Consider the following 20350-nt stretch of genomic DNA (forward strand, 5'->3'; position numbering starts at 1 on the left):
AACTGTTATTGTGGAGGAGTTGTAAAAAATTGCACTTACAGTATACGCCAATGGTCAATTTTTTGACCGCGAGCCAAAATTAACACATTAAAATAACTGCAAATAGCATGACTTTTTGGTTTCTTCTTCTACTGGGACTCATTACTTACTTAATGGTTCAGCGTAGTGTCGCTAAAATCACTAAAACACCAGTGTGGTTGTTATGGTTGGTTTTAATGACACCAGCTTTGCTGTGGACTGCATGGACTGCAATATACGGAGCACAACAACCACCACCCAAAGAGCTAATGTTTTGGCCGCTCATTATATGTCCCGTATTATACTGGGTTTTATTTCAGTGGGGACGTCGTTCGCTTAAAGAAACACAAGTTGAAGCAGAAGCCCAAAAAACTTCACAGTTGCGAGAGTTACAATTGGATGTAGATCCTATCGCAGAACCAGTGCCAGTGCGTCCCATCGAACCCTCGGAAGAAACCCAGCTGCGAAATTGTTTTCCCTGGTCTGTATACTACATTCAAAACATTGAGTATCGACCGCAGGCGGTTATTTGTCGCGGTCAGTTAAGAACTGCACCAGCTAACGCATACGAAAAAATTAAGGCAAATATCGAAGCACAATTTGGCGATCGCTTCTTAGTCATTTTTCAAGAAGGTCTCAATGGCAAACCTTTCTTTGTGCTTGTTCCCAATACCCAATCTTCTAAAAGCACACCCAATACAGGCAGCGAAAAACTGACACGACCCGTGTTAGCTTCGATGCTATTAGCTGTCACATTGCTATCTACAACTTTAGTAGGAACCAGAATTGCAGGTGTCGCTACGGCAACATGGCAAGCTAACCCGGCTGAGTTATTGAAAGGTTTACCCTATGCTCTAGCACTGATAACCATTTTAGGTATTCACGAATTAGGTCACTATCTTGCAGCACGGTATTACAAAATTCGTGCAACTCTACCTTACTTTATCCCCATGCCTTTCTTTTTGGGAACCTTTGGTGCATTTATTCAAATGCGGAGTCCAATTCCCAATCGTAAAGCTTTATTTGATGTGAGTATCGCAGGACCAGTAGCAGGTTTTTTAGCAACATTACCGTTACTATTTTGGGGTTTGGCAAATTCTGAAGTCGTGCCAATGTCAGAAAAAACAGGAATTTTAAATCCTGATGCTCTGAATCCCAATTACTCCATACTGCTAGCAATAATTGCAAAATTAGCCTTAGGGAGCCAGTTAACAGCAAAATCAGCGATTGATTTGCATCCAGTAGCCGTTGCAGGGTTTTTAGGATTGATAGTCACGGCATTGAATTTAATGCCAGTGGGACAACTTGATGGGGGTCACATTATCCATGCCATTTTTGGACAAAGAACAGCAGTCGTCATCGGACAAATTTCTCGCCTATTACTGCTGCTACTTTCTTTAGTTCAGCAGGAGTTTTTCTTGTGGGCGGTTATTTTATTATTCTTACCACTGATTGATGAACCCGCTCTCAATGATGTAAGCGATTTGGATAACAAACGCGATATTGGGGGACTGTTAGCAATGGTCGTGTTAATTGCGATCGTGCTTCCATTACCGCAGTCTCTGGCCCATTTGTTACAAATTTGATTTGAATCTTCTCCGCATTACGAATTACGAATTAGTATTATGCCTTCACCTTTTCCTGGAATGAATCCTTATTTAGAAGATTCGGAAATGTGGCCAGAAGTTCATCACTGGCTAATTACAGTTATTGCTGAGCTACTGGTTCCACAGTTACGTCCTAAGTACAGAGTTGCTATCGAAAAACGAGTTTATCAAACGACATCTGAAGATTCTGTGTTAATTGGTATTCCAGATATTTCTGTGGGGCGAAATTTAAGTAGTGTTAAAGAGAGATCCAATCTTGCAGTTGCTTCACCCCCTGCAACACCTGTTACAGTAGAAATACCCATGCTAGAAGAAGTGGAAGAAGGATTTTTGGAGGTTCGAGAGGTAGGAACGGGTGAAGTTGTAACAGCAATTGAACTTCTCTCACCTAAAAACAAGCGATCGGGAGAAGGAAGGCGAGCATATGAAAGTAAGCGTCAAAAGATTTTCAGCAGCCTAACCCATTTAGTAGAAATCGACTTGCTCAGAGGGGGAACACCCATGGCTATTTTAAATGGAGCCATTCAAGCAAGTTATAGAATATTGGTAAGTCGAAGCGATCGCCGTCCACTAGCAGATTTATACCCCTTTGAATTGCAGCAGTCAATTCCTGTTTTTCCACTACCGCTACGAGAGGGAGATACTGAACCACTCGTAGATTTACAAGCGTTGCTACATGGGGTGTATGAGAGAGCAGGGCTAGACATGGCTATTGATTATACTTCAGAACCAGTCCCACCCCTGTCTGAAGCTGATGCTACGTGGGCACATGATTTGTTGAAACAGCAAGGTTTACGGTAAAGTTTAGAACCAAGAAATACGTACTATTGTAATTTTATTTACGGAATATAAAATTTCCTATTTGGTTCGTAGTAGCGCTTTAGCGCATACATCCATACTACAAACTAGTAATAAGTATTTATACTGCTATCTTGCACCTACACCCTAGAAGGGTGAGGCCATACAACAATACGGTTCAGTTAGAGCTAGAAACCTGATTTTGCGTAGGTTGGGTTGAGGAACGAAACCCAACATTTTGCAGACGTTGTTGGGTAACGCTATCGCTCTACCCAACCTACAATTATCCTTAACTGAACCGTATTGCGCTATACAAACGAAGAGGGCACTACGCAGGCTAGAAATTCGTATTTTTCGTCTTATTGATAAAAATATAAGTTTATTAAAAACTTGAAAATTCAGTATTAATACTTTGGTGCAAGATGTGAGTATACTAACTTATTGATACTAAAGGAAAACTTTAGTAAAGATCTTGCGCTTCTGCATAAGCAAATTTTCTCAGCGTGTGTCCGCCACAGACTGCGGTTAATTATTCATTTTTTTGTACTTTTAGAAGAACTTTATTATACCTGCTTAAATTGACTGAAAATTTATTTGAGTTTTTGGGAATTCTAAGAAATATGGCAACCCTAAGGTAGGGATACCAAATTCCACATCTCGAAAACATACCTGGCTGGGAATAGGACATGGAACGAGAAACACCAAAAAAGTTAGAAATTACATGCTCTCTCAATCTAAATCCTGAAGATTGGTTATGGGCTACCTGGCCAGTCTCTAAATCTCGCACGTTGGCGATAGAAATATAACGAGGCTTCGGCAAATACCCTTTCGTAAAGTTGTTCGTCTTTCTGAAATTGTACTTCACAGAAATAAACAACTCCCGCACCTTCATTTTCTGGTGGGAGAAATACCCCATCAATCTCAAATTTAGGTTCTTTGACAGCTACCGAATCAAATCGGTATGCACTCGCATTGTTTGGGGCATTTGTCAAAAGTTCAAAAAGCAGTGAGGGGGATTGTTGAAACAATTTATAAAAGATGGAATCGCGGCGCATGAATCATTTAAATTGAAGGAAACAAATTGACAATACATTTTATATTACATCCCCTGCATATTTATTTTCCTAATAGGATATACAATTTCCCTTTTTGGTTAGTTTTGTCAGAGAAAAATCAAATCAACATTGCTGGGATTTAAGCATACCTGAATTTTCTTATACACTCGCGTTTGTTGTAGTGTAATCTTCAACATCGAATCTAACTCTACTTAGCTCAACTGTTCAAACTTGTAAACTATAATTGTCGTTACTATCTCTAGTATCATCTAGCTCAATAGTGAGGCGACTTCTTGACAAGTTCTGGTTAACAAATGCCTTGCTTCTTCTGGTGCTTGTTCTTTAGTGACGGTGGTGGTGAAATATGGGTAGGATTGTCATCCTACCCAATGAGATAGTTGATTTTTTGCAATTCTTTAACGAAAGAATTGGGTGAGGCGAACTGTTTGACTTATGAAAGATTGTTTAACCAAGCCTGCAAATCAGTCAAACTGGTAAAATCCAACAGTGCTTCGCTCAAATCTTCCAGAACAGGTAATGGCAAACCGGAAATTTGCTGACTTACTTCCTCTGAGAGTTTCTGCCCAATGCGTTTAGTTAGGAGTCGAAGAATGAGGTTAGCAGCCTCTTCTTTTCGTCCTTCAACACGTCCTTCAACACGTCCTTCTTCTTTAATTTCCTTGTACACTCGTGTTTGTTGTAGTGTAATCCCTAACATTAATTCTACCTCCACTCGGCTCAACTGTTCAAACTTATAAACCATGATTGTCGTCACTATCTCTATTATGACCTGACTCAATGGTGGGGGGGCTTCTTGACGAGTTCTGGTTAATAAATGCCTTGCTTCTTCTGGCGCTTGTTCTTCGTTGATAGTAGTGAGTACCATCAGTGCTACCCATAAAGGCAAGGAACGGATATCACCTAACTCATTCAAGTACACCCGATGTACTTGGTCGCCGTTGAGTAAGGTGCGATGTGGATAAACATCGCTTTGTTCAAGACTGCGTGTTGGGTAAATTATCACTGCTTGCCAGTCTTTAAATCTTGCACGTTGGCGATAGAAATATAAGGCTGATTCAGCAAATAACCTTTCATAAAGTTGCTCGTCTTTCTGAAATTGCACCTCACAGAAATAAACAACTCCCGCACCTTCATTTTCTGGTGGAAGAAATACCCCATCAATCTCAAATTTAGGTTCTTTGACCGCTACCGAATCAAATCGGTATGCACTCGCATTGTTTGGGGCATTTGCCAAAAGTTCAAACAGCAGTGAGGGAGATTGTTGAAACAGTTTGTAAAATATTGAGTCGCGGCGCATGAATTATTCTACTTAATTGAACGCAGAAAATTGGCAATAGATTTCATCTTACATCCCCCGCTATTTATTTCTCTAACAAGATATGCAATTTCCCTTTTTGGTTACTTTTTGCAGAGAAAAATCATCGCCTCTTGCGCGAAGGATTTTGATAAACTACCAGTAGGTAGGGCTAAAGCCCACCAGATTATTCTATTTTCGCTAATACATGACTTGGTGTCTTTGTATGACGAGCCAGATATCTGTCAGCACCAAATTAAGAGAGCCTTTCCAAAATATATGATTGCTTATCGGGGTAATGCGATCGCGTGCTAATTCTTGCAAAATCTCAGCAGGTGTACTGCGATTAGCAACTACTTGTGCGCGTACTATTTCATCTTCATCTTGGGCTAATTGCGTGAGTACATCAATAGGTGTGTTTGGATTGCTAGCAACAGCTTCGCGGACAAAATATCTTACCTTTTGACCGTTGAAGCCACAGCCACTTTTATCTATTGCTAACTGTCTCAATGTATCAGGTAAAGTGTTGGGATTATTTGCTACTTCAATACGAACATCATGATAGTGATGTTCGGCTATTTTTGCCAATACATGATTTGGTGTGTTTACATGACGAGTCTGGTAGCATGCTCGACAGCGTCATTCATGCTGCGGTCACTGCGGCGATTTTCTTTGGTTTAAAGCAAGTGCGTACCCACCTCTGTTTGTTTGATACGTCAGTGGTAGATGTCACAGAAGAATGTTCCGACCCAGTGGAAACCATTATGAAAGTTCAGCTAGGAGGAGGAACGGATATCGGTCAAGCTTTAACTTATGCTGCATCTCTAGTCGATAATCCCCGCAATACAATTGTTATTCTAATTACAGACTTCTACGAAGGAGCGCCAGTACAGCAACTGCTAACCACTACCAAGCATTTGGTTGAAAGTGGTGTCACGCTATTGGGTTTAGCAACTTTGGACGAACAAGCAAATCCCGATTATGACCGAAATATTGCCCAGCAAATGGTTAATCTTGGTGCTCATGTAGCAGCCATGACTCCCGGAGAATTAGCCCAGTGGGTAGCCCAAAAAATACGCTAAATAAACTATGCTACGTTCAGATTTACTTGCACTGACTGCAGATGATTTAACGGTTCTTAGCAACCGGGGTTTGGTGAAACGCGCTCTCAAAGAAATAGAAGAAGGAAGAGTGTCATCTACCATAACAGAAGATGCTCGAGGAAATGTTATTGTACGCTGGTCGGATGAAGTAGAATGTGTTGTGCCAGCAGGGGAAGAATTGAGCGATAAACATTGTAGTTGTTCTGCGATCGCTGTTTGCCGTCACGTTATTGAGTTAATCAAAAGCAGCAAACCCATCGCTCGCATTCACACCCTAGCTTGTACTGTCAAATTTTTAGTTCCAGGCGATATCCGCTACACTTACTGCGACTGTTCCGAACCCAGCCCCTGTCGCCATACTCTGTTTGGGGTATGGGCTTTTCGCCAACTCAGCAGCGAGCAAATGAGCGGGATAATTTCTACTCAAAAAGAAACCACACCCGTTCCTATCGATGTCTTAGATGAGATTGAAAATAACTTGCGATCGCTACTTTTTGTTGGAATGAGAGGGCTATCTGCGACTGCAATTGGGCGTTTGCGTCGTTTGGAACAAACTTGTCGCAATTCAGGGCTGATATGGAATGCAGAAATTTTGGCGGAACTGGTGCAAGAAAAAGAACGCTATGATTCACGCGATGCTCGTTTTTCACCCACAAAGGTGGTGGAACTTATAGGGGAACTTTGCATTCGTTGCGATGCAATTCGTAACGATACCGGAGCTGTCCCTCAATTATTTATTCATGGCTCTCAAGCAGACAAACTCACGGAAATTGGAGCAGCCAGATTGCTTGGTTTGGGGTGTGGCGTCCAAGTACAAAGGCAAAATGTGCGCTTAATTGCTTACTTCCAAGATACAGATTCAGGAACGGTTGTTGCTGTGTGTCAGGATTTTGCCGAATCTTCACAGGAAGCCAACACAGAACCTCCCGAATTTTGGAAAATGGCTGAGAAACCAGCCTTCAAACAGGTGAGTTTTAAGACATTGGGTGCGGGAGAGATGTTGCTAAAAGGAGGAAAGCGAACTCCCAATTATCAATTTTTACCAAGTCGCACTCAGGTCATAGTAAACCCTCAAACCTTTGAGTGGGAATCATTGCGTTCGCCCTTATTGGTGGAAGATTTTCACTCACTGCGATCGCATTTGCAGCTACAACCCCCCAGTTCCCTTCGTCCAAGACGGCTCACTGAAAATTTTCATGTTTTCTGGGTTCATCAAGTAGAAAATGTTCAATTTTCAAGCATTGAACAAGCCGTTATTGCAGTGCTTTATGACTGCGATCGAAACCAAGCCATTCTAAAGTTTCCTTACACTTACCGCAATAGAGTAGGTACTGAAACTCTGTTAGAACATCTCTTAAATAAGCGCTTGCTATTTGTTGCAGGGCATATCTACTTAAGTACGGAGGGATTAGTCATTACACCAGTTTCTTTGATTTTCCAAACAGGTGAAAGTCGCATTATGCTGCAACCTTCGATTTGTCAACCTCTAGAAATTGACAGCAATTTAAATTTATCAAATACAGAAAACACCTTTTTAAAGGACGATTTATTAGATGGTTACAATCGCCATCCGATCGCCTCTTTTTTAGAACAGCTACAGCAGGTTATGAGCGATCTAATCGTTATGGGATTAGAAAGAATTGACTCTCAAAGTTTACGCCATTGCCAAAACATTTGTGATTTTGGTAAAGCTATGGGTTTTGTTGATTGTATAAAACGGATGACTCAATTCATTAAAATTTTAGAACAAAAGAACAATAGTTTGGATTGGGATTGGCAACCCGCCACTGAAATTATTTTAGAATTGTCTCTTTTAATTAAACTCTCTCAGGATATAATGTACCGCGATTGAGTAGTGAGTACAACTGCCTTACCTCACAGTTCATAACACTTGTTCAGTTCCTAATGCATTAAAGCATTAGCTCACCCTTATAGTTTCTTTTTTTATTTTATATGTCCAATATACAGAATCTGAGAAAATTTTGGTGGCAGTGGGTATTAGCTAATACTGTAAGCATATCTGTAAGCTTAACTCTTTTTTTAGTTTTCACAAAACTTTTGAAAAATATTAGACCACCCTTAGAACATAATTTAGGGGTGACCATAGTTTATCTGACCTTTGCTGTTCCTGGGACTTTAATTGGACTAGCCCAATGGCTGGTAGTTAGAAAAAAAGTTCCTAGAGTTAGTCCTTGGTGGATACTAACGAATATCCCCGGTTTGTATTTAGGAACGATGAGCAGCTATCTTGTTTTTTTTGTTGGTATAGGGTTTCTCTCCGCACCTTTACTGGCGTTTGAGGAACGAAACCCAACATTTATCAGCATTTGTTGGGTTTCGCACACGGTAAACCCAACCTACTATTTCCCAAAACCTACGTAGTATTGGTAATGCCCCTAATTAGGTTGGCACAAACTGATTAATGCGTTCTAGCCAAGTGTGATTGTCATCAATTGTAAGAATAATTCTATTAAAAGATTCATTTTTAAGATCTAGAGTCAAATAATCTCGGTCTCTTGCGACGTACCAAAATTCCTTACCTCTGCTACTATAGTAGGTTCCCACTTTAAGTACCCCTGGAATAATCAGACCGGGGCTACGAATTTCTGTCCAACTACTTGTTGGTGGAACAATCGAAACGGCTTCAATATGATTGAGGGGAATCATAAAATTTTTGTTGATATTGAATGCCAGCATTTGCTCATACCATTCCCATTGAATTTCTAATTTTTCATTCATCAAACTGATATTCATTTGAATTCCTCTTTATAAGACTTGGATAAGTTAAATTTAAAGAAATAATTGAATGAGGCTTGTTTGCTTTGTCCACACCTCTAATTTTGTTCTTAGTTAATTTAAAATTACAAGATATCACCCGATTGGCTCTTCCTCCATTAGATTCAACCAATCGGGTGATAAATGAATGGGAATGATGAACATCAACTTTCATCCGTTTCGCATTTGTCCAATCTTGTACTTAAGTAAGTCGGCGTAAATAATCATTATTGGTTCGTAGTTGCGCTTTAAGTTTACTATTAACAACATGACTAGTACAGCACGGCATAAATAAGGCAACCATTAATAACATACAAAAAGCTTAAATTACAAGCTTTTGCGCCTTCTGCCATCTGCCCCCGAACTTCTGCCTTCATGTACTAGCATCACACCCCCGGCTTAAGTACTTGTTATGGCGACAGGATCGGGTTACGCGAGTCTTCTTACTTATGAGACGTTATCTAACCAAGCCTGCAAATCAGCCAAACTCGTAAAATCTAACAGTGCTTCGCTCAAATCTTCCAGAACGGGTAATGGCAAGCCAGAGATTCGTTGAGTGAGTTCCTTTGAGAGTTTTTGCCCAAAGCGTTTAGTTAGGAGTCGAATAACGAGGTTCGCTGCTTCTTCAACACGTCCTTCAACACGTCCTTCAACACGTCCTTCAACACGTCCTTCAACACGCCCTTCAACACGTCCTTCTTCTTTAATTTCCTGATACACTCGTGTTTGTTGTAGTGTAATCCCTAACATCGCCTCTATCTCCTTTCGGCTCAACTGTTCAAACTTATAAACCATGATTGTCGTCACCATCTCTATTATGACCTGACTCAATGGTGAGGGGGCTTCTTGACGAGTTCTGGTTAACAAATGCCTTGCTTCTTCTGGCGCTTGTTCTTCGCTGACGGTGGTGAGTACCATCAGCGCTACCCACAAAGGTAAGGAACGGATGTCCCCCAACTCATCCAAATACACCCGATGTACTTGCTCGCCATTGAGTAAGGTGCGATGAGGATAAACATCGCTTTGTTCAAGACTGCGCGTTGGGTAGATGATAACAGCTTGCCAGTCTTTAAATCTCGCACGTTGGCGATAGAAATATAATGCAGATTCGGCAAATAATCTTTCGTAAAGTTGTTCGTCTTTCTGAAACTGTACTTCACAAAAATAGACAACACCTGCACCTTCATTTTCTGGTGGGAGAAATACCCCATCAATCTCAAATTTAGGTTCTTTGACTGCTACCGAATCAAATCGATATGCACTGGCATTACTTGGCGCATTTGTCAAAAGTTCAAAAAGCAGTGAGGGTGATTGCTGAAACAATTTATAAAAGATTGAGTCGCGGCGCATGAAGCATTCTACTTAATTTATTCAGGAAAATTTGCAATACATTTCATCTTACATTTCCCGCGCATTTATTTTTCTAAAATTCTACGCAATTTCCCTTTTTGGTTCCTTTTGGTAGAGAAAAATCAACTCCCCTTAATGTTAAGAAATTATCACTCTTCCAACCGCAGAACATCAAACTTTAACAGATACATCAGCGTGCGAAATAATTCTACTGGAGGAATATGTGGATGTTTGTTAAGGATTGTCTCAAGAGATTGGGAGCCATCTTTGACAAACGTAGCTAATACAGTATCTAGGGTGGTTTTTGTATTTCTTCTCTCTGCACCAAAGCTAGTCATCCAATTTTTCTGAAGTTCGCTTAAACCTTCTGAAGTTGCCATAGAACCAAGCCCTAAAACTAATTCATTGGTTAACTTGGGATTTGGATAATGAGCAAACAACGCGAATGGATCGTCACACAGAGGGTAAGGTGGCTGACCGGACTGCATGGGAACAGAAAGCGTCCCTGTAGAGCGAATTTCTGCTAGTTCTTGCCATAAATTCTCGTAAGCAGCAATAACTACTTTCCAGTCATATACCTCTCTAGCACGTTGCTTTCCATTTTCCCCAATGTGCCGTCTGAGTTCGGGATTTGTAATTAATGTTGCGATCGCATTTGCCGCCGCCTCAATATCTACAGCTGTTACCATTGAGGTATGAGCAATATAAGAACTGTAATTCACGCTTTCATTAAGATATGCAAAAGCCAAATCCCGTGCTGAACCGGGAGGTGGTATGAGAGTAGGAATTTTCCAACCATCAATTTCATGACGCACGGATTCTTGATAACCATCCCAATCAGAAACAATGACAGGTAAACCAGCAGCCATTGCCTCTATAGGTGTCAATCCAAAAGTTTCTTGAATATTATCAGCTAGAGAAATAAAAATATCAGCAGCAGACCAAATGCCCGAACGAATTTCTGGTTTGCGTCCATCTACAAAAATACAATTGACTGATGGACAAAAAACTTGAGGACTGTTTTTAAAACTAGCTTCCTCTTTTTCATCTTCAAACCAGCCTGCTTGTACAAAGTGAATTTTAGTTTTAGTAGCTTGTGCTGCTTTTTCCAAAGCTAAATACATTGGTACGGGATGGGCTTTCGCATAGAAACACAACCGTCCAACAAATAAAACAACAATCTCATCTTGGGGAATACCAAGCACTTGACGCAAACGACTGCGAGTGGAAGCAGCAGCAGTTCCCTGTGGAAAAGCATCACAATCCACACCAAGAGGAATAATTGGTAATTGAAACTCAATTTTAGGTCTGCCACCCGTTCTTTGTGCCAAATAATCAGCCCAAGTATTTAGGAAACGCTCAACAGCAGTTTTCACTGCAACAGATGTGCAAATCAAAGCATCCCAAGACTGAAGAGGAGCAATAAGGAAATCCCCAATTCCCTCCATCGCTCCAATACTTGCAATCGTATGAGTCACTCCACAAATACTGTATGCGTTTTGATCGGCAAATCGCCGTTGCCATGCCTGTTTGGAAAGTAACGGTTCGGGACGGTAAATTGTACCTGCTTGTGATAAAAGTTGAGGATTGTGAGATGTCAACCACTGAACTTTACGTTGAGATTTCATCCATGGTTGGATGCGCTGACAAAATTCTGAAAACTCATTTAAACTTCCCGTATAACAAAACAAGGACTCCGCAGTGCCATGCTCAACTAAGGCTTTGAGAAAACCTTCACCTGCAGCTTGACGACCGAGGAGTCTTTTTCCACGAGTTTCAAACCCATCTGCTTTATAAAAAACTGCTGCTGTATTAGTCATATCTCAGTCACCAGTTATCATACCAATTTTGGATTTTAGATTTTGGATTTTGGATTGAACTGCTCTGCATTTGAATTGTTTCAAAACGCGCAAACAATAGTCATGATAACTGGTCACTGGTCATTGGTCATTGGTCAAGTGTCATTTGTCAAGTGTCAATGAAGTAGTTGCTTCCGTCGCTTTTGCAGGTTGACCTCCACCCATGCGAATTTCAGTCGTTAGGGTTGCCATGCTAAAACCGCCAAACCGCTTTAGAGTACCAACTCGCATCCGCAAATTGGGACTGGCAAACCAAAGACGTTCCTCAGACCACATCGTTTCGTACTCTGTTATCAGAGTTAAGGTGTCATCACTGCCCATCTTATAGCGTCCCGCAACGGGCGCTTTCTCTGCATAGCCCATTTCCCGCAATAACCTACCTTCATTGGGATTATCTTCATCTGGTACAACAGCTAACACTGTGGAACCAGCATGCTTTTCTTCATCCCATTCCATCGTGCCATTCCAAGTTACCCTAGCACCACAGGAAGCAAGGCTTGGATCGATTTCGTTATGCTGGCAAAGTTTGATGACTTCAGGATGATCTTTTGCTAAAGATTCAATTACAATGTCCGATTTACCATCTTCCGATTGCTTAAATGCCAAATGATGACTGGTACGATGGGAAAACCATTTCCCACCACTTAGTTCAAAAAACTCTTTTATATCCATAGAAAGAATCTACCTTTCTTCACAATCCTTCTCTTTTCCCACTTATTTTAAAGGTAGCAGGAGGTGTGCAAGTTAATCGATTTTAAATCTTGAACCGCACCCTCGACGCAGATGAACGCGGATAGAAGAAAGATTTATGCGCGTGCGTCTGCTACGGGCTGCGGTTTTATTTATTTTCTCTCAAGCTTGATAACCTGCTTCTTCAAGTCGCTTCAAAGAAATTCTTGATGCTTCACAAACGTGTGGATGGTTATCTTTTTCCAGATATTTTAGGGCAGAGACGCTCTTGGGGGTGGGAAGATTTCCTAAAGCTTCTGCAAGACGTTGGCGTACCAACCAATCTTCTGACTGGGCAAAGCGTAAAATCAAGTCTACAGACTCAACATCTTTAATTTCTCCAAGCGCTGAAATCGCAGCTTGTTGCAAAACTACTTCCTTGCTGTCGAGAGCTTTAATAAGGATATCACGGGCACGTTGGTCTTTAAGATTACCAAGCGATACGGCAGCGCTAAAGCGTACTAACCAATCAGTATCTTCGTAGAATGCACGCATCAACGGCTCAACGGCTCTTGGATCTCCTAAGTAGCCTAAAGCACCAGCAGCATCAGCACGCATACCGTAATCTGGATCTGTTTCCAGAATTTTGATCAGAAGAGGATAACATTCTTCTGTTTGCTTGATGCCTAGAGCAAAGATTGCCATCGATCGCAGTTGGATGGATTCGTCATCTAACACTTTCTTAATCAAAGGCACTGCGTCTTCTGCAGGAACTTCCCTCAAAGATGCAAGGGCTACCATGCGATCGCGTAAATTCTCACTTTCCAACTGGGTGGAAATTTCCTGTATGCTTGGAGTCGCCATTTAGTTTAAGGTATTTCTCTTATCTCTGTTTGTATTAAGTATTATTACAAATTCTCAGGCAAATGCGATCGCCTTAGCAGTGTGTATATCCGTACTGGGGACTGGGGACAAGGGGGACACGGGAGACACGGGGGACATGGAGTCCGCAGGAGAATTAAATAGCTTTTACAATCCACGCATCCACGCATCCAAGCATCCCCTCACTTATTTTGCCGTTCTTGTAGTTGCAGCACGATTTGCGCGTGTAGCTCGCGGGTAAGGGGATAAAAATAAGCTAAAACTAAGCCAAGAATTAAAGCGATAGCTGGTATGGGACCAATAGAGAAGCGAATGACATCTAATACAGATTCTGGTTGGTTTGGTAGCGGGATTTCTGTTGTAGGTTTAATATACCCAGCTGCACCTAACCTTTGCAGGACTATGTTCACAGCCAATCCCAAACAGATTTTCTGCACAAACACGATGAAACTATAAAAAATGCCTTCCCGACGCTGTCCTGTGTTTAATTCATCAAGTTCAATCACATCAGGTAGCATCGACCAGGGAACAAGATAAGCTGTGGATACTCCAAAACCTGCTAAAACTGCTAAAACGTACATCAACACAATTTGACCGGGTTGTACGAAAAAAAGCCCACTCTGAGCAATTAGCCACAAACCCATTCCCATAAAGTACACGGCTCGTTTGCCATAACGTCTACTGATACCACTCCAAACAAATAGCATAGCCATAGCGGTTCCTTGCACTGCCAAGAGTACTGAGCTAATATGCCATTGGGGAAGGCGCATCCAACTGGTGACAAAGTAAGGAATAATACCAGCTGTTAGCTGAACTGCTAACCAAGAACATAAATAAATGCCTATTACAAATAAGAAAGGGCGATTTGTAAAAGCGATTTTAAGTTGCTGTAGAAAAGGAATAGAAACTGTTTGTTCTAGTTGTGGGTGTTGCTTTGCGACAGCTTGAGCGCGACTTTTAGTTCCCCAAACACACCAGTACAAGGGCAACACTGAGACAATGGCACAGATAGCTCCTAGTAGTAAATACTGTGTACTTTTGTTATCGGGAACGACTAGGGAGATGACTAAACCAATTATGAGAGCAAGAATGCTACCGCCAATGGAAAAGCTAAAGCGAAAACTGTTGAGACTGGTGCGTTCGTCGTAGTCTTGAGTTAATTCTGCTGTGAGAGCAGTGTATGGTAAATTAACAACCGTGTAAAATGCATTAAACAAAATTGAAATAGCAGTGTAATACCAAAACAAGCCCCACTGATTCGCATTTTCGTTATTACTAAAATGAGGGACAATCCACTGCAAAAAAAAGAACACTCCAAAGGGAATTGCTCCCCAAATCATCCAGGGATAACGCCTTCCCTGCTGACTTTGAGTGCGATCGCTCAACACCCCCACCATCGGATCGTTGATTGCATCCCACACTTTGCCCACAAGCTGAGTTTGTCCTGCTAATTGGGGTTGCAAACCTGCAACATCAGTAAGGAACGGTGATAGATAAGAAATCCCAATCATAGCAGTAATTGCCGTACCCAAATCTCCAGCACCAAAAGCTAATTTGGTACTTAAGTCTAGCTTTTCACTTTCCGGAGTTTGCTGGGCATAGCCATCAGAGTCAGAATTGTTCATAAAACTTTATACTTATAATGAAATCAACTATGTTGCATATTGTCCAGTGTCGTTTGTCATTTGTCATTGGTCATTTGTCATTGGTCATTTGTCCACTAACCACTGTACGGGCGCAATGCAAGAGCGCCCCTACTAACCACTAACCACTAACCACCAACCACTAACCAACATGCCAGACCTTTACGTTTCTTGGTCAGATTATCACCGAAAAATTGAACAACTGGCTGCTAAAGTCTACCAGTCTGGGTGGGAATTTAACCAGATTGTTTGTCTTGCGAGAGGAGGACTGAGGGTTGGAGATATTCTTTCCCGCATTTATAAGCAGCCTTTGGCAATTTTGGCAACATCATCTTACAGTGGTTCGGGAAAGCAAGAGAGAGGAAATCTCATCTTTTCTCGCCACATAACCATGACAACTGAACATTTGGGTTCGCGCATTCTTTTAGTGGATGATTTGGTGGATTCTGGGATTACGCTTCAACAGTGCATTCCATGGTTACGGGAAAACAGCGATTCTCCCATAGAAGATATTCGGACAGCTGTCCTCTGGTGCAAAGCTTGCTCTGTTATAGTACCGGATTACTACGTCGATTACCTACCAGACAACCCCTGGATACACCAACCTTTTGAACCATACGAATTAATGAATCCTGCGGATTTGGTCGAAAGGGTTAGTAGATAGTGGATAGTGTTTGGTTGTTAGTTGTTGGTTGTTAGTTGTTAGTTGTTAGTTGTTGGTTGTTGGTTGTCAACAACTATCCACTAACAACTATCCACTATCCACTATCCACTAACAACTATCCAAAATGGCAAAGTAAACAGCAGTAGCACAGTTCCCATTGCTAATGCAGTGACAGCAAGATCTCGATCCAGGTTGAAGGTTTCGGCAAGAACTAATGTGGCAAAGGCTGGAGGCATTGCCATTTGTAGCAAAATAACTTGTGCTACTGCTCCCGTTAAACCAAACAAAGGTATAATGCTGCTAACTAATAAGGGAACAACTAACATTTTGATCCCCACACTGATGATGGCTCTTGGGAAACTTCGCCAAGAATTGAGTTTGCTCAGCCGCATCCCGATTAATACAAGGGATATGGCAACAGAACACCACGCTAATTTCTCCAAAAGAAAATCGATGGGTTGGGGAATTTGAGCCTGTCGGAAGAGGAAACCAAATCCAAAACTCCATAAAGCTGGATTGATGAGAATAGCTTGGAGCACTTGCTTGTGACTTTGGGCAGTATCGCCAAAACGGGCTGCTAGAGCAACACCCAATCCGTAAGCTCCTAATGTCGATCCCAGCAAATCGTAAAATAATGCCCATGCAAAATACTGAGTGCCAACTATTGACAGTGTGACAGGATAGCCAATATAACCTGTGTTACCCACCATTGCCGCTAAGATAAAACTACCTTGCGTCGGTTTCTGGGGTGTAGTATTGGTCAAATGGGTTTGTCCTTTAATTCCTAGCCAAGCTAAAAACGCCCCTAGTAAAATGGCTAAGAAGGCGATCGCTGGTGCAATCCATATCGGTCCCGACAAGTCAGCTTTTCGTAAAAAAATTACAATGCTTATCGGTACTCCTACCCAGAAAAGGAATCGACCAACTAGGGTAGGAACTGTGGCGGGTGACTTGCGTCCCAGGATATATCCTAAAAGGACTAGACCCACTAGCAAAAGGTAGAGTTCTAAGAGTTTAATCAAAACTGGGACTTATATAAGTAGATGCAAAATATTACCTAATTTCGTTTCCTTATATCTAGTTTACAATTTTTATGGTTATTTATAAAAGGCAGGAGTGGACTTGTGAGTAATGCTGGTTTTCCCGAACAACCACAGGGCACACCATCTAGTAAAAGTGAGGATATCCCGGCAGCTTTACGCGATACTCCTGATGCAGAAACCAAGGTGCGCTTCCGATGGTTCATTTGGTTGGGTGGAGGAGTAGCAGGAATTGTCCTGCTGGCTTTGTTGAGTGGTTCGTTGTTTCTTTTTATTGAATCTAAAAAACCAAGTAATTCCAAACTTGCTCCTGCAAGTCCAAATTCTGCAACTTCGCAAGAATCTCGAAATTCTGAAATAAATGAAGATTTAGTTTTGGGGCATTTTTCCTACTCGGAAGCCCCTTTAGCTGAACTTAAACCGATTACTGGTGATGGACGTATCAAATTGAGAGCCACTGCTGCTCAAAAATATCAAGAGATGGCAGCAGCAGCAAGAAGCTCGGGGGTTATTTTAGTTCCAATTTCCGGTTTTCGCTCCATGCAAGAACAAGAACAGTTATTTTTTGTGGTTGGTGCTCAGCGAAACCAGACACCCGCACAACGGGCGGCTGTGAGCGCCCCTCCCGGTCATAGCGAACATCATACAGGTTACGCTGTAGATATTGGCGATGGAGCTGCACCATCGACTAATCTCAATACTAATTTTGAAAAAACAAAAGCTTTTCAGTGGTTGCAAGCAAATGCAGCCCGTTTTAGTTTTGAGTTGTCATTTCCTCAAGGGAATCCTCAGGGAGTGAGTTATGAGCCTTGGCATTGGCGTTTCGTAGGCGATCGCGGTAGTTTGGAAACTTTTTACAGAGCTAAGAATTACAAACCAGCCCAAGAAAAATAACGTTACCGTTTGCACAAAGCTGCATAGAGAGCAATAATTGAATCGAATACGCTCGATTGTAGGAGCGCTATGGTATTGCGCCCCTACATCTATGATAACATTCATCTGAGAACCAAATAATGAGTCATAGGTTTGTGTGTGAATGGTTTAACGCTCCCATGATTGACGCCACGGGTCAGGTTTTAGGTGGTATTTCAGTAGCTGTAGATATTAGCGATCGCAAACGTGCTGAAGCTGCTGTCATTCAAACCGATGCTCAGTGTAAAGTGAGTGCTAACATACACGACGGACTCGATAGCACTCTCCTCATTCTCAAATATCGCCTCAAAGCCAACGAACACCGCCCTGCGATCGATGTTATTAAAGAATATAGCGAGTTGCCTCAAATCCAATGCTTCCCCAGTCAAATCAATCAAGTGTTTATGAACATTTTGGCAAACGCCATTGACGTGTTTGATGAGATGGCTCAAACTCGGTCGTTTGCTGAAAGTCAAGCTAATCCGCAACAAATTACTATTTATACAAAGGCGATAGAAAACTGGGTACAAATCCGGATTCGCGATAATGGTAAGGGGATGACACAAGAGGTATCAGCCAAAATTTTTAACCATTTGTTTACCACCAAAGCTGTTGGCAAAGGAACGGGATTGGGACTGGCGATCGCCCGTCAAATTGTAGTGGAAAAACATAATGGATACCTAAGCGTACACTCTACACTAGGTCAAGGAACAGAGTTTACAATTTTGTTACCTGTGAAAGAATAAGCTGGCAAAAACACCTCAAATGTATTGCGTAGGTGTCTTAATGTTTACCAGGAGATTTGTGGCGGAAATATTCTTCCATAACTTGCAGTACCATAGGAGCCGCAACGCTACCGCCACCACCGCCAGAGTGTTCGGCAAATGCTAAAACCACAATTTCTGGCTTATCACTTGGACCATATGCACCAAACCAAGCGTGGTTTGCTTTGACTCGCCGCTTCCATGCTTCAGCAGTACCGCTTTTCCCAGCAGATGGAGGAATGGTGGTCACATTAAGTGCTTTCCCCGTACCTTCAGACACCACTTTTCGCAAGCCGTCGCGCAAAATTTTCACGGTACTTGGCTTCATCTTTAGCGATTCCCGCCAATTTTTCAATTCTTCGTTGTCTTTCAGTAAGTGCGGTTTCACTCGATAGCCACCGTTGGCTGGAACAGCAAACATGACAGCCACTTGTAGCGGTGTCGTTTGTAAAGCCCCTTGACCGATAGACATATTAATGCTGTCCCCCACAGTCCATGGCATTTTCCAGACTCTTCGCTTCCATGCTTCGTCAGGAACGTTCCCTTTGGTTTCTTCAGAGACAAACTCTATTCCTGTTTTCTTACCAAACCCGTATTTCCGCGTCCAATCAATTAAAGTAGGACCACCAACGCCCCGACCAATTTGGTAGAAAAATGTATCGCTACTCCATGCCATAGCCCCTGTAAATCCTAGAGGACCGAATCCTGCATGGTTCCATTCTCCAAAAGTCACCCCACCAACTGTCAGAGAACCATAGGTCTGCAGTACGGTGTTGGGAGAAAACTTACCTGATTCTAACCCAGCTGTTGTAGTGACAATTTTGAAAGTACTGGCGGGTGGATAGGCACTGCTGACAGCCCGATTGAGCAAAGGATGGTTGTCTCCCTGTACGGTTTGCCAATCTTTTTTAGAAAGTTTTTGCTTGGAGAAAATATTTGGATCGAAGGTGGGGTGAGATACTATTGCTAAAACAGCACCGTTACGTGGATCGAGGGCAACAATAGACCCGTCACGACGACCTAAAGCTTTTTCAGCGGCTTTTTGTAGGTTTAAATCTAAAGTCAGGCGAATATCGTTCCCTGCTTTTGCTTGTTTTTCTCCCAATACCCGAATTGGGCGACCTTTACCATCCACTTCCACTTGCTGACCGCCCCATTCACCCCGCAGTGTTTTTTCATACGCCTTTTCTACACCCATTTGACCGATGACATCACCAAGTCGGTAGCCGTCTTTTTTCTTTTCTCTCAACTGTTTTAATGTCAATTCTCGTGTATAACCTAGTACATGGGCAAAAGCTTCCCCGTGAGGATAATAGCGGACAGCCTCCGTATGAATTTCTACACTTTGCAGTTCATTGGCATACTCTTTCAAGGCAGTCACTTCCGCTTCGTTGAGGTTGCGGGCAATCCGCACAAGAGCCATGTTTGGACCAGCCTCTTCTAATTTCTTGATAATCTCGTCTTCAGACATATCAAGAATTTTTGACAAACGCGGACCGACAACCGACCATGATGGTTTTGTGTGTGCCATGGGCCATAAGTACACGGAACGAGGATAGCGAGTCGTAGCTAGCAGTTTGCCATTGCGATCGAAGATATTGCCTCGTTCTGGTTGTTTGGGGATCATCCGAATCCGATTGGACTCTGCTCTTTCTCGAAATTTTGGTCCCTCAACAATTTGTAAGTATACTAAACGAGTGGCAATCCCCGCAGTCAGTAGTAAGGTAAATATGATTAAAAATAAAGGCTGAGAACCGCGTCCAACGGTACGTGTTTCTCTTTTTTTAACTAGCGGTTGAGGTGATTGCAGTAGTGCCATATAATCAGCAGGAATTGCAAGAACGGGAGTATTTGTATAGGATTACACTAAAATTTTACCTAGTTTTTAGGAAACTA

Annotated in this window: 17 protein-coding genes and 2 pseudogenes; 8 read left to right on the forward strand and 11 right to left on the reverse strand. The window is 42.0% G+C overall.

What is annotated here, in order from left to right:
• The first annotated feature begins 107 nt into the window (after window positions 1-107).
• Complete coding sequence (locus tag F7734_RS26185; RefSeq protein WP_155747559.1) at window positions 108-1604, forward strand: site-2 protease family protein; 1497 nt, start codon at window positions 108-110, stop codon at window positions 1602-1604.
• Window positions 1605-1643: 39 nt separating this feature from the next.
• Window positions 1644-2426 (forward strand): DUF4058 family protein, encoded by a 783-nt coding sequence (locus F7734_RS26190; protein WP_155747560.1) that lies wholly within the window; start codon window positions 1644-1646, stop codon window positions 2424-2426.
• Window positions 2427-3190: 764 nt separating this feature from the next.
• On the opposite strand, the pseudogene F7734_RS26195 reads toward F7734_RS26190, so the two are convergent.
• The 3 genes and pseudogenes from F7734_RS26195 to F7734_RS26205 form a co-directional block, all read right to left on the reverse strand.
• Window positions 3191-3478: pseudogene (locus F7734_RS26195) on the reverse strand (DUF2887 domain-containing protein); the annotation flags it as partial.
• 451 nt (window positions 3479-3929) lie between these two features.
• Entirely contained in the window at window positions 3930-4796 is an 867-nt protein-coding gene (locus F7734_RS26200) for an Rpn family recombination-promoting nuclease/putative transposase (protein WP_155747561.1), read from the reverse strand.
• Between the two features lie 198 nt (window positions 4797-4994).
• Complete coding sequence (locus F7734_RS26205) at window positions 4995-5381, reverse strand: hypothetical protein (RefSeq protein ID WP_155747562.1); 387 nt, start codon at window positions 5379-5381, stop codon at window positions 4995-4997.
• On the opposite strand from F7734_RS26205, the gene F7734_RS26210 reads away from it, so the two are divergent.
• The 3 genes from F7734_RS26210 (at window position 5303) to F7734_RS26220 (ending at window position 8278) form a co-directional block, all read left to right on the forward strand.
• A complete protein-coding gene (locus F7734_RS26210) occupies window positions 5303-5875 on the forward strand; it encodes a VWA domain-containing protein (RefSeq protein WP_155747563.1) in 573 nt (190 codons plus the stop codon). The two genes, F7734_RS26205 and F7734_RS26210, sit on opposite strands and share 79 nt — an antisense overlap.
• Before the next feature lie 7 nt (window positions 5876-5882).
• Window positions 5883-7748 (forward strand): hypothetical protein, encoded by a 1866-nt coding sequence (locus F7734_RS26215; protein ID WP_155747564.1) that lies wholly within the window; start codon window positions 5883-5885, stop codon window positions 7746-7748.
• A gap of 206 nt (window positions 7749-7954) precedes the next feature.
• Entirely contained in the window at window positions 7955-8278 is a 324-nt protein-coding gene (locus F7734_RS26220) for a hypothetical protein (protein WP_155747565.1), read from the forward strand.
• Between the two features lie 18 nt (window positions 8279-8296).
• Here F7734_RS26220 and F7734_RS26225 read toward each other — a convergent pair whose 3' ends face one another.
• The 6 genes from F7734_RS26225 to F7734_RS26250 form a co-directional block, all read right to left on the reverse strand.
• Window positions 8297-8650 carry a hypothetical protein gene (locus tag F7734_RS26225; RefSeq protein WP_155747566.1) on the reverse strand — a complete coding sequence of 118 codons (354 nt, stop codon included), beginning with the start codon at window positions 8648-8650 and terminating at the stop codon, window positions 8297-8299.
• 468 nt (window positions 8651-9118) lie between these two features.
• Window positions 9119-10021 carry an Rpn family recombination-promoting nuclease/putative transposase gene (locus F7734_RS26230; RefSeq protein ID WP_155747567.1) on the reverse strand — a complete coding sequence of 301 codons (903 nt, stop codon included), beginning with the start codon at window positions 10019-10021 and terminating at the stop codon, window positions 9119-9121.
• A 149-nt stretch (window positions 10022-10170) separates the two neighbouring features.
• Window positions 10171-11841, reverse strand: a complete 1671-nt coding sequence (locus F7734_RS26235; protein ID WP_155747568.1) for a glycosyltransferase family 4 protein — start codon at window positions 11839-11841, stop codon at window positions 10171-10173.
• Between the two features lie 141 nt (window positions 11842-11982).
• Window positions 11983-12552 (reverse strand): phycobiliprotein lyase, encoded by a 570-nt coding sequence (locus F7734_RS26240; RefSeq protein WP_155747569.1) that lies wholly within the window; start codon window positions 12550-12552, stop codon window positions 11983-11985.
• Window positions 12553-12732: 180 nt separating this feature from the next.
• Window positions 12733-13413 (reverse strand): HEAT repeat domain-containing protein, encoded by a 681-nt coding sequence (locus F7734_RS26245; protein ID WP_155747570.1) that lies wholly within the window; start codon window positions 13411-13413, stop codon window positions 12733-12735.
• Between the two features lie 200 nt (window positions 13414-13613).
• Window positions 13614-15056: an MFS transporter gene (locus F7734_RS26250; RefSeq protein ID WP_155747571.1), complete on the reverse strand. Its 1443-nt coding sequence runs from the start codon at window positions 15054-15056 to the stop codon at window positions 13614-13616.
• A gap of 169 nt (window positions 15057-15225) precedes the next feature.
• Between F7734_RS26250 and F7734_RS26255 the strand changes: the two genes are divergently transcribed.
• Window positions 15226-15738 carry a phosphoribosyltransferase gene (locus F7734_RS26255; RefSeq protein ID WP_155747572.1) on the forward strand — a complete coding sequence of 171 codons (513 nt, stop codon included), beginning with the start codon at window positions 15226-15228 and terminating at the stop codon, window positions 15736-15738.
• Between the two features lie 101 nt (window positions 15739-15839).
• On the opposite strand, the gene F7734_RS26260 is transcribed toward F7734_RS26255, so the two are convergent.
• Window positions 15840-16760 (reverse strand): AEC family transporter, encoded by a 921-nt coding sequence (locus tag F7734_RS26260; RefSeq protein ID WP_155747573.1) that lies wholly within the window; start codon window positions 16758-16760, stop codon window positions 15840-15842.
• Window positions 16761-16862: 102 nt separating this feature from the next.
• On the opposite strand from F7734_RS26260, the gene F7734_RS26265 reads away from it, so the two are divergent.
• Window positions 16863-17672: a M15 family metallopeptidase gene (locus F7734_RS26265; RefSeq protein ID WP_166482160.1), complete on the forward strand. Its 810-nt coding sequence runs from the start codon at window positions 16863-16865 to the stop codon at window positions 17670-17672.
• A gap of 263 nt (window positions 17673-17935) precedes the next feature.
• Window positions 17936-18436: pseudogene (locus tag F7734_RS26270) on the forward strand (HAMP domain-containing sensor histidine kinase); the annotation flags it as partial.
• 37 nt (window positions 18437-18473) lie between these two features.
• Here the strand turns inward: F7734_RS26270 and mrdA are convergent.
• Entirely contained in the window at window positions 18474-20273 is a 1800-nt protein-coding gene (mrdA, locus tag F7734_RS26275; protein WP_155747574.1) for a penicillin-binding protein 2, read from the reverse strand.
• Between the last annotated feature and the right edge of the window lie 77 nt (window positions 20274-20350).

This window comes from Scytonema sp. UIC 10036, from assembly GCF_009725235.1.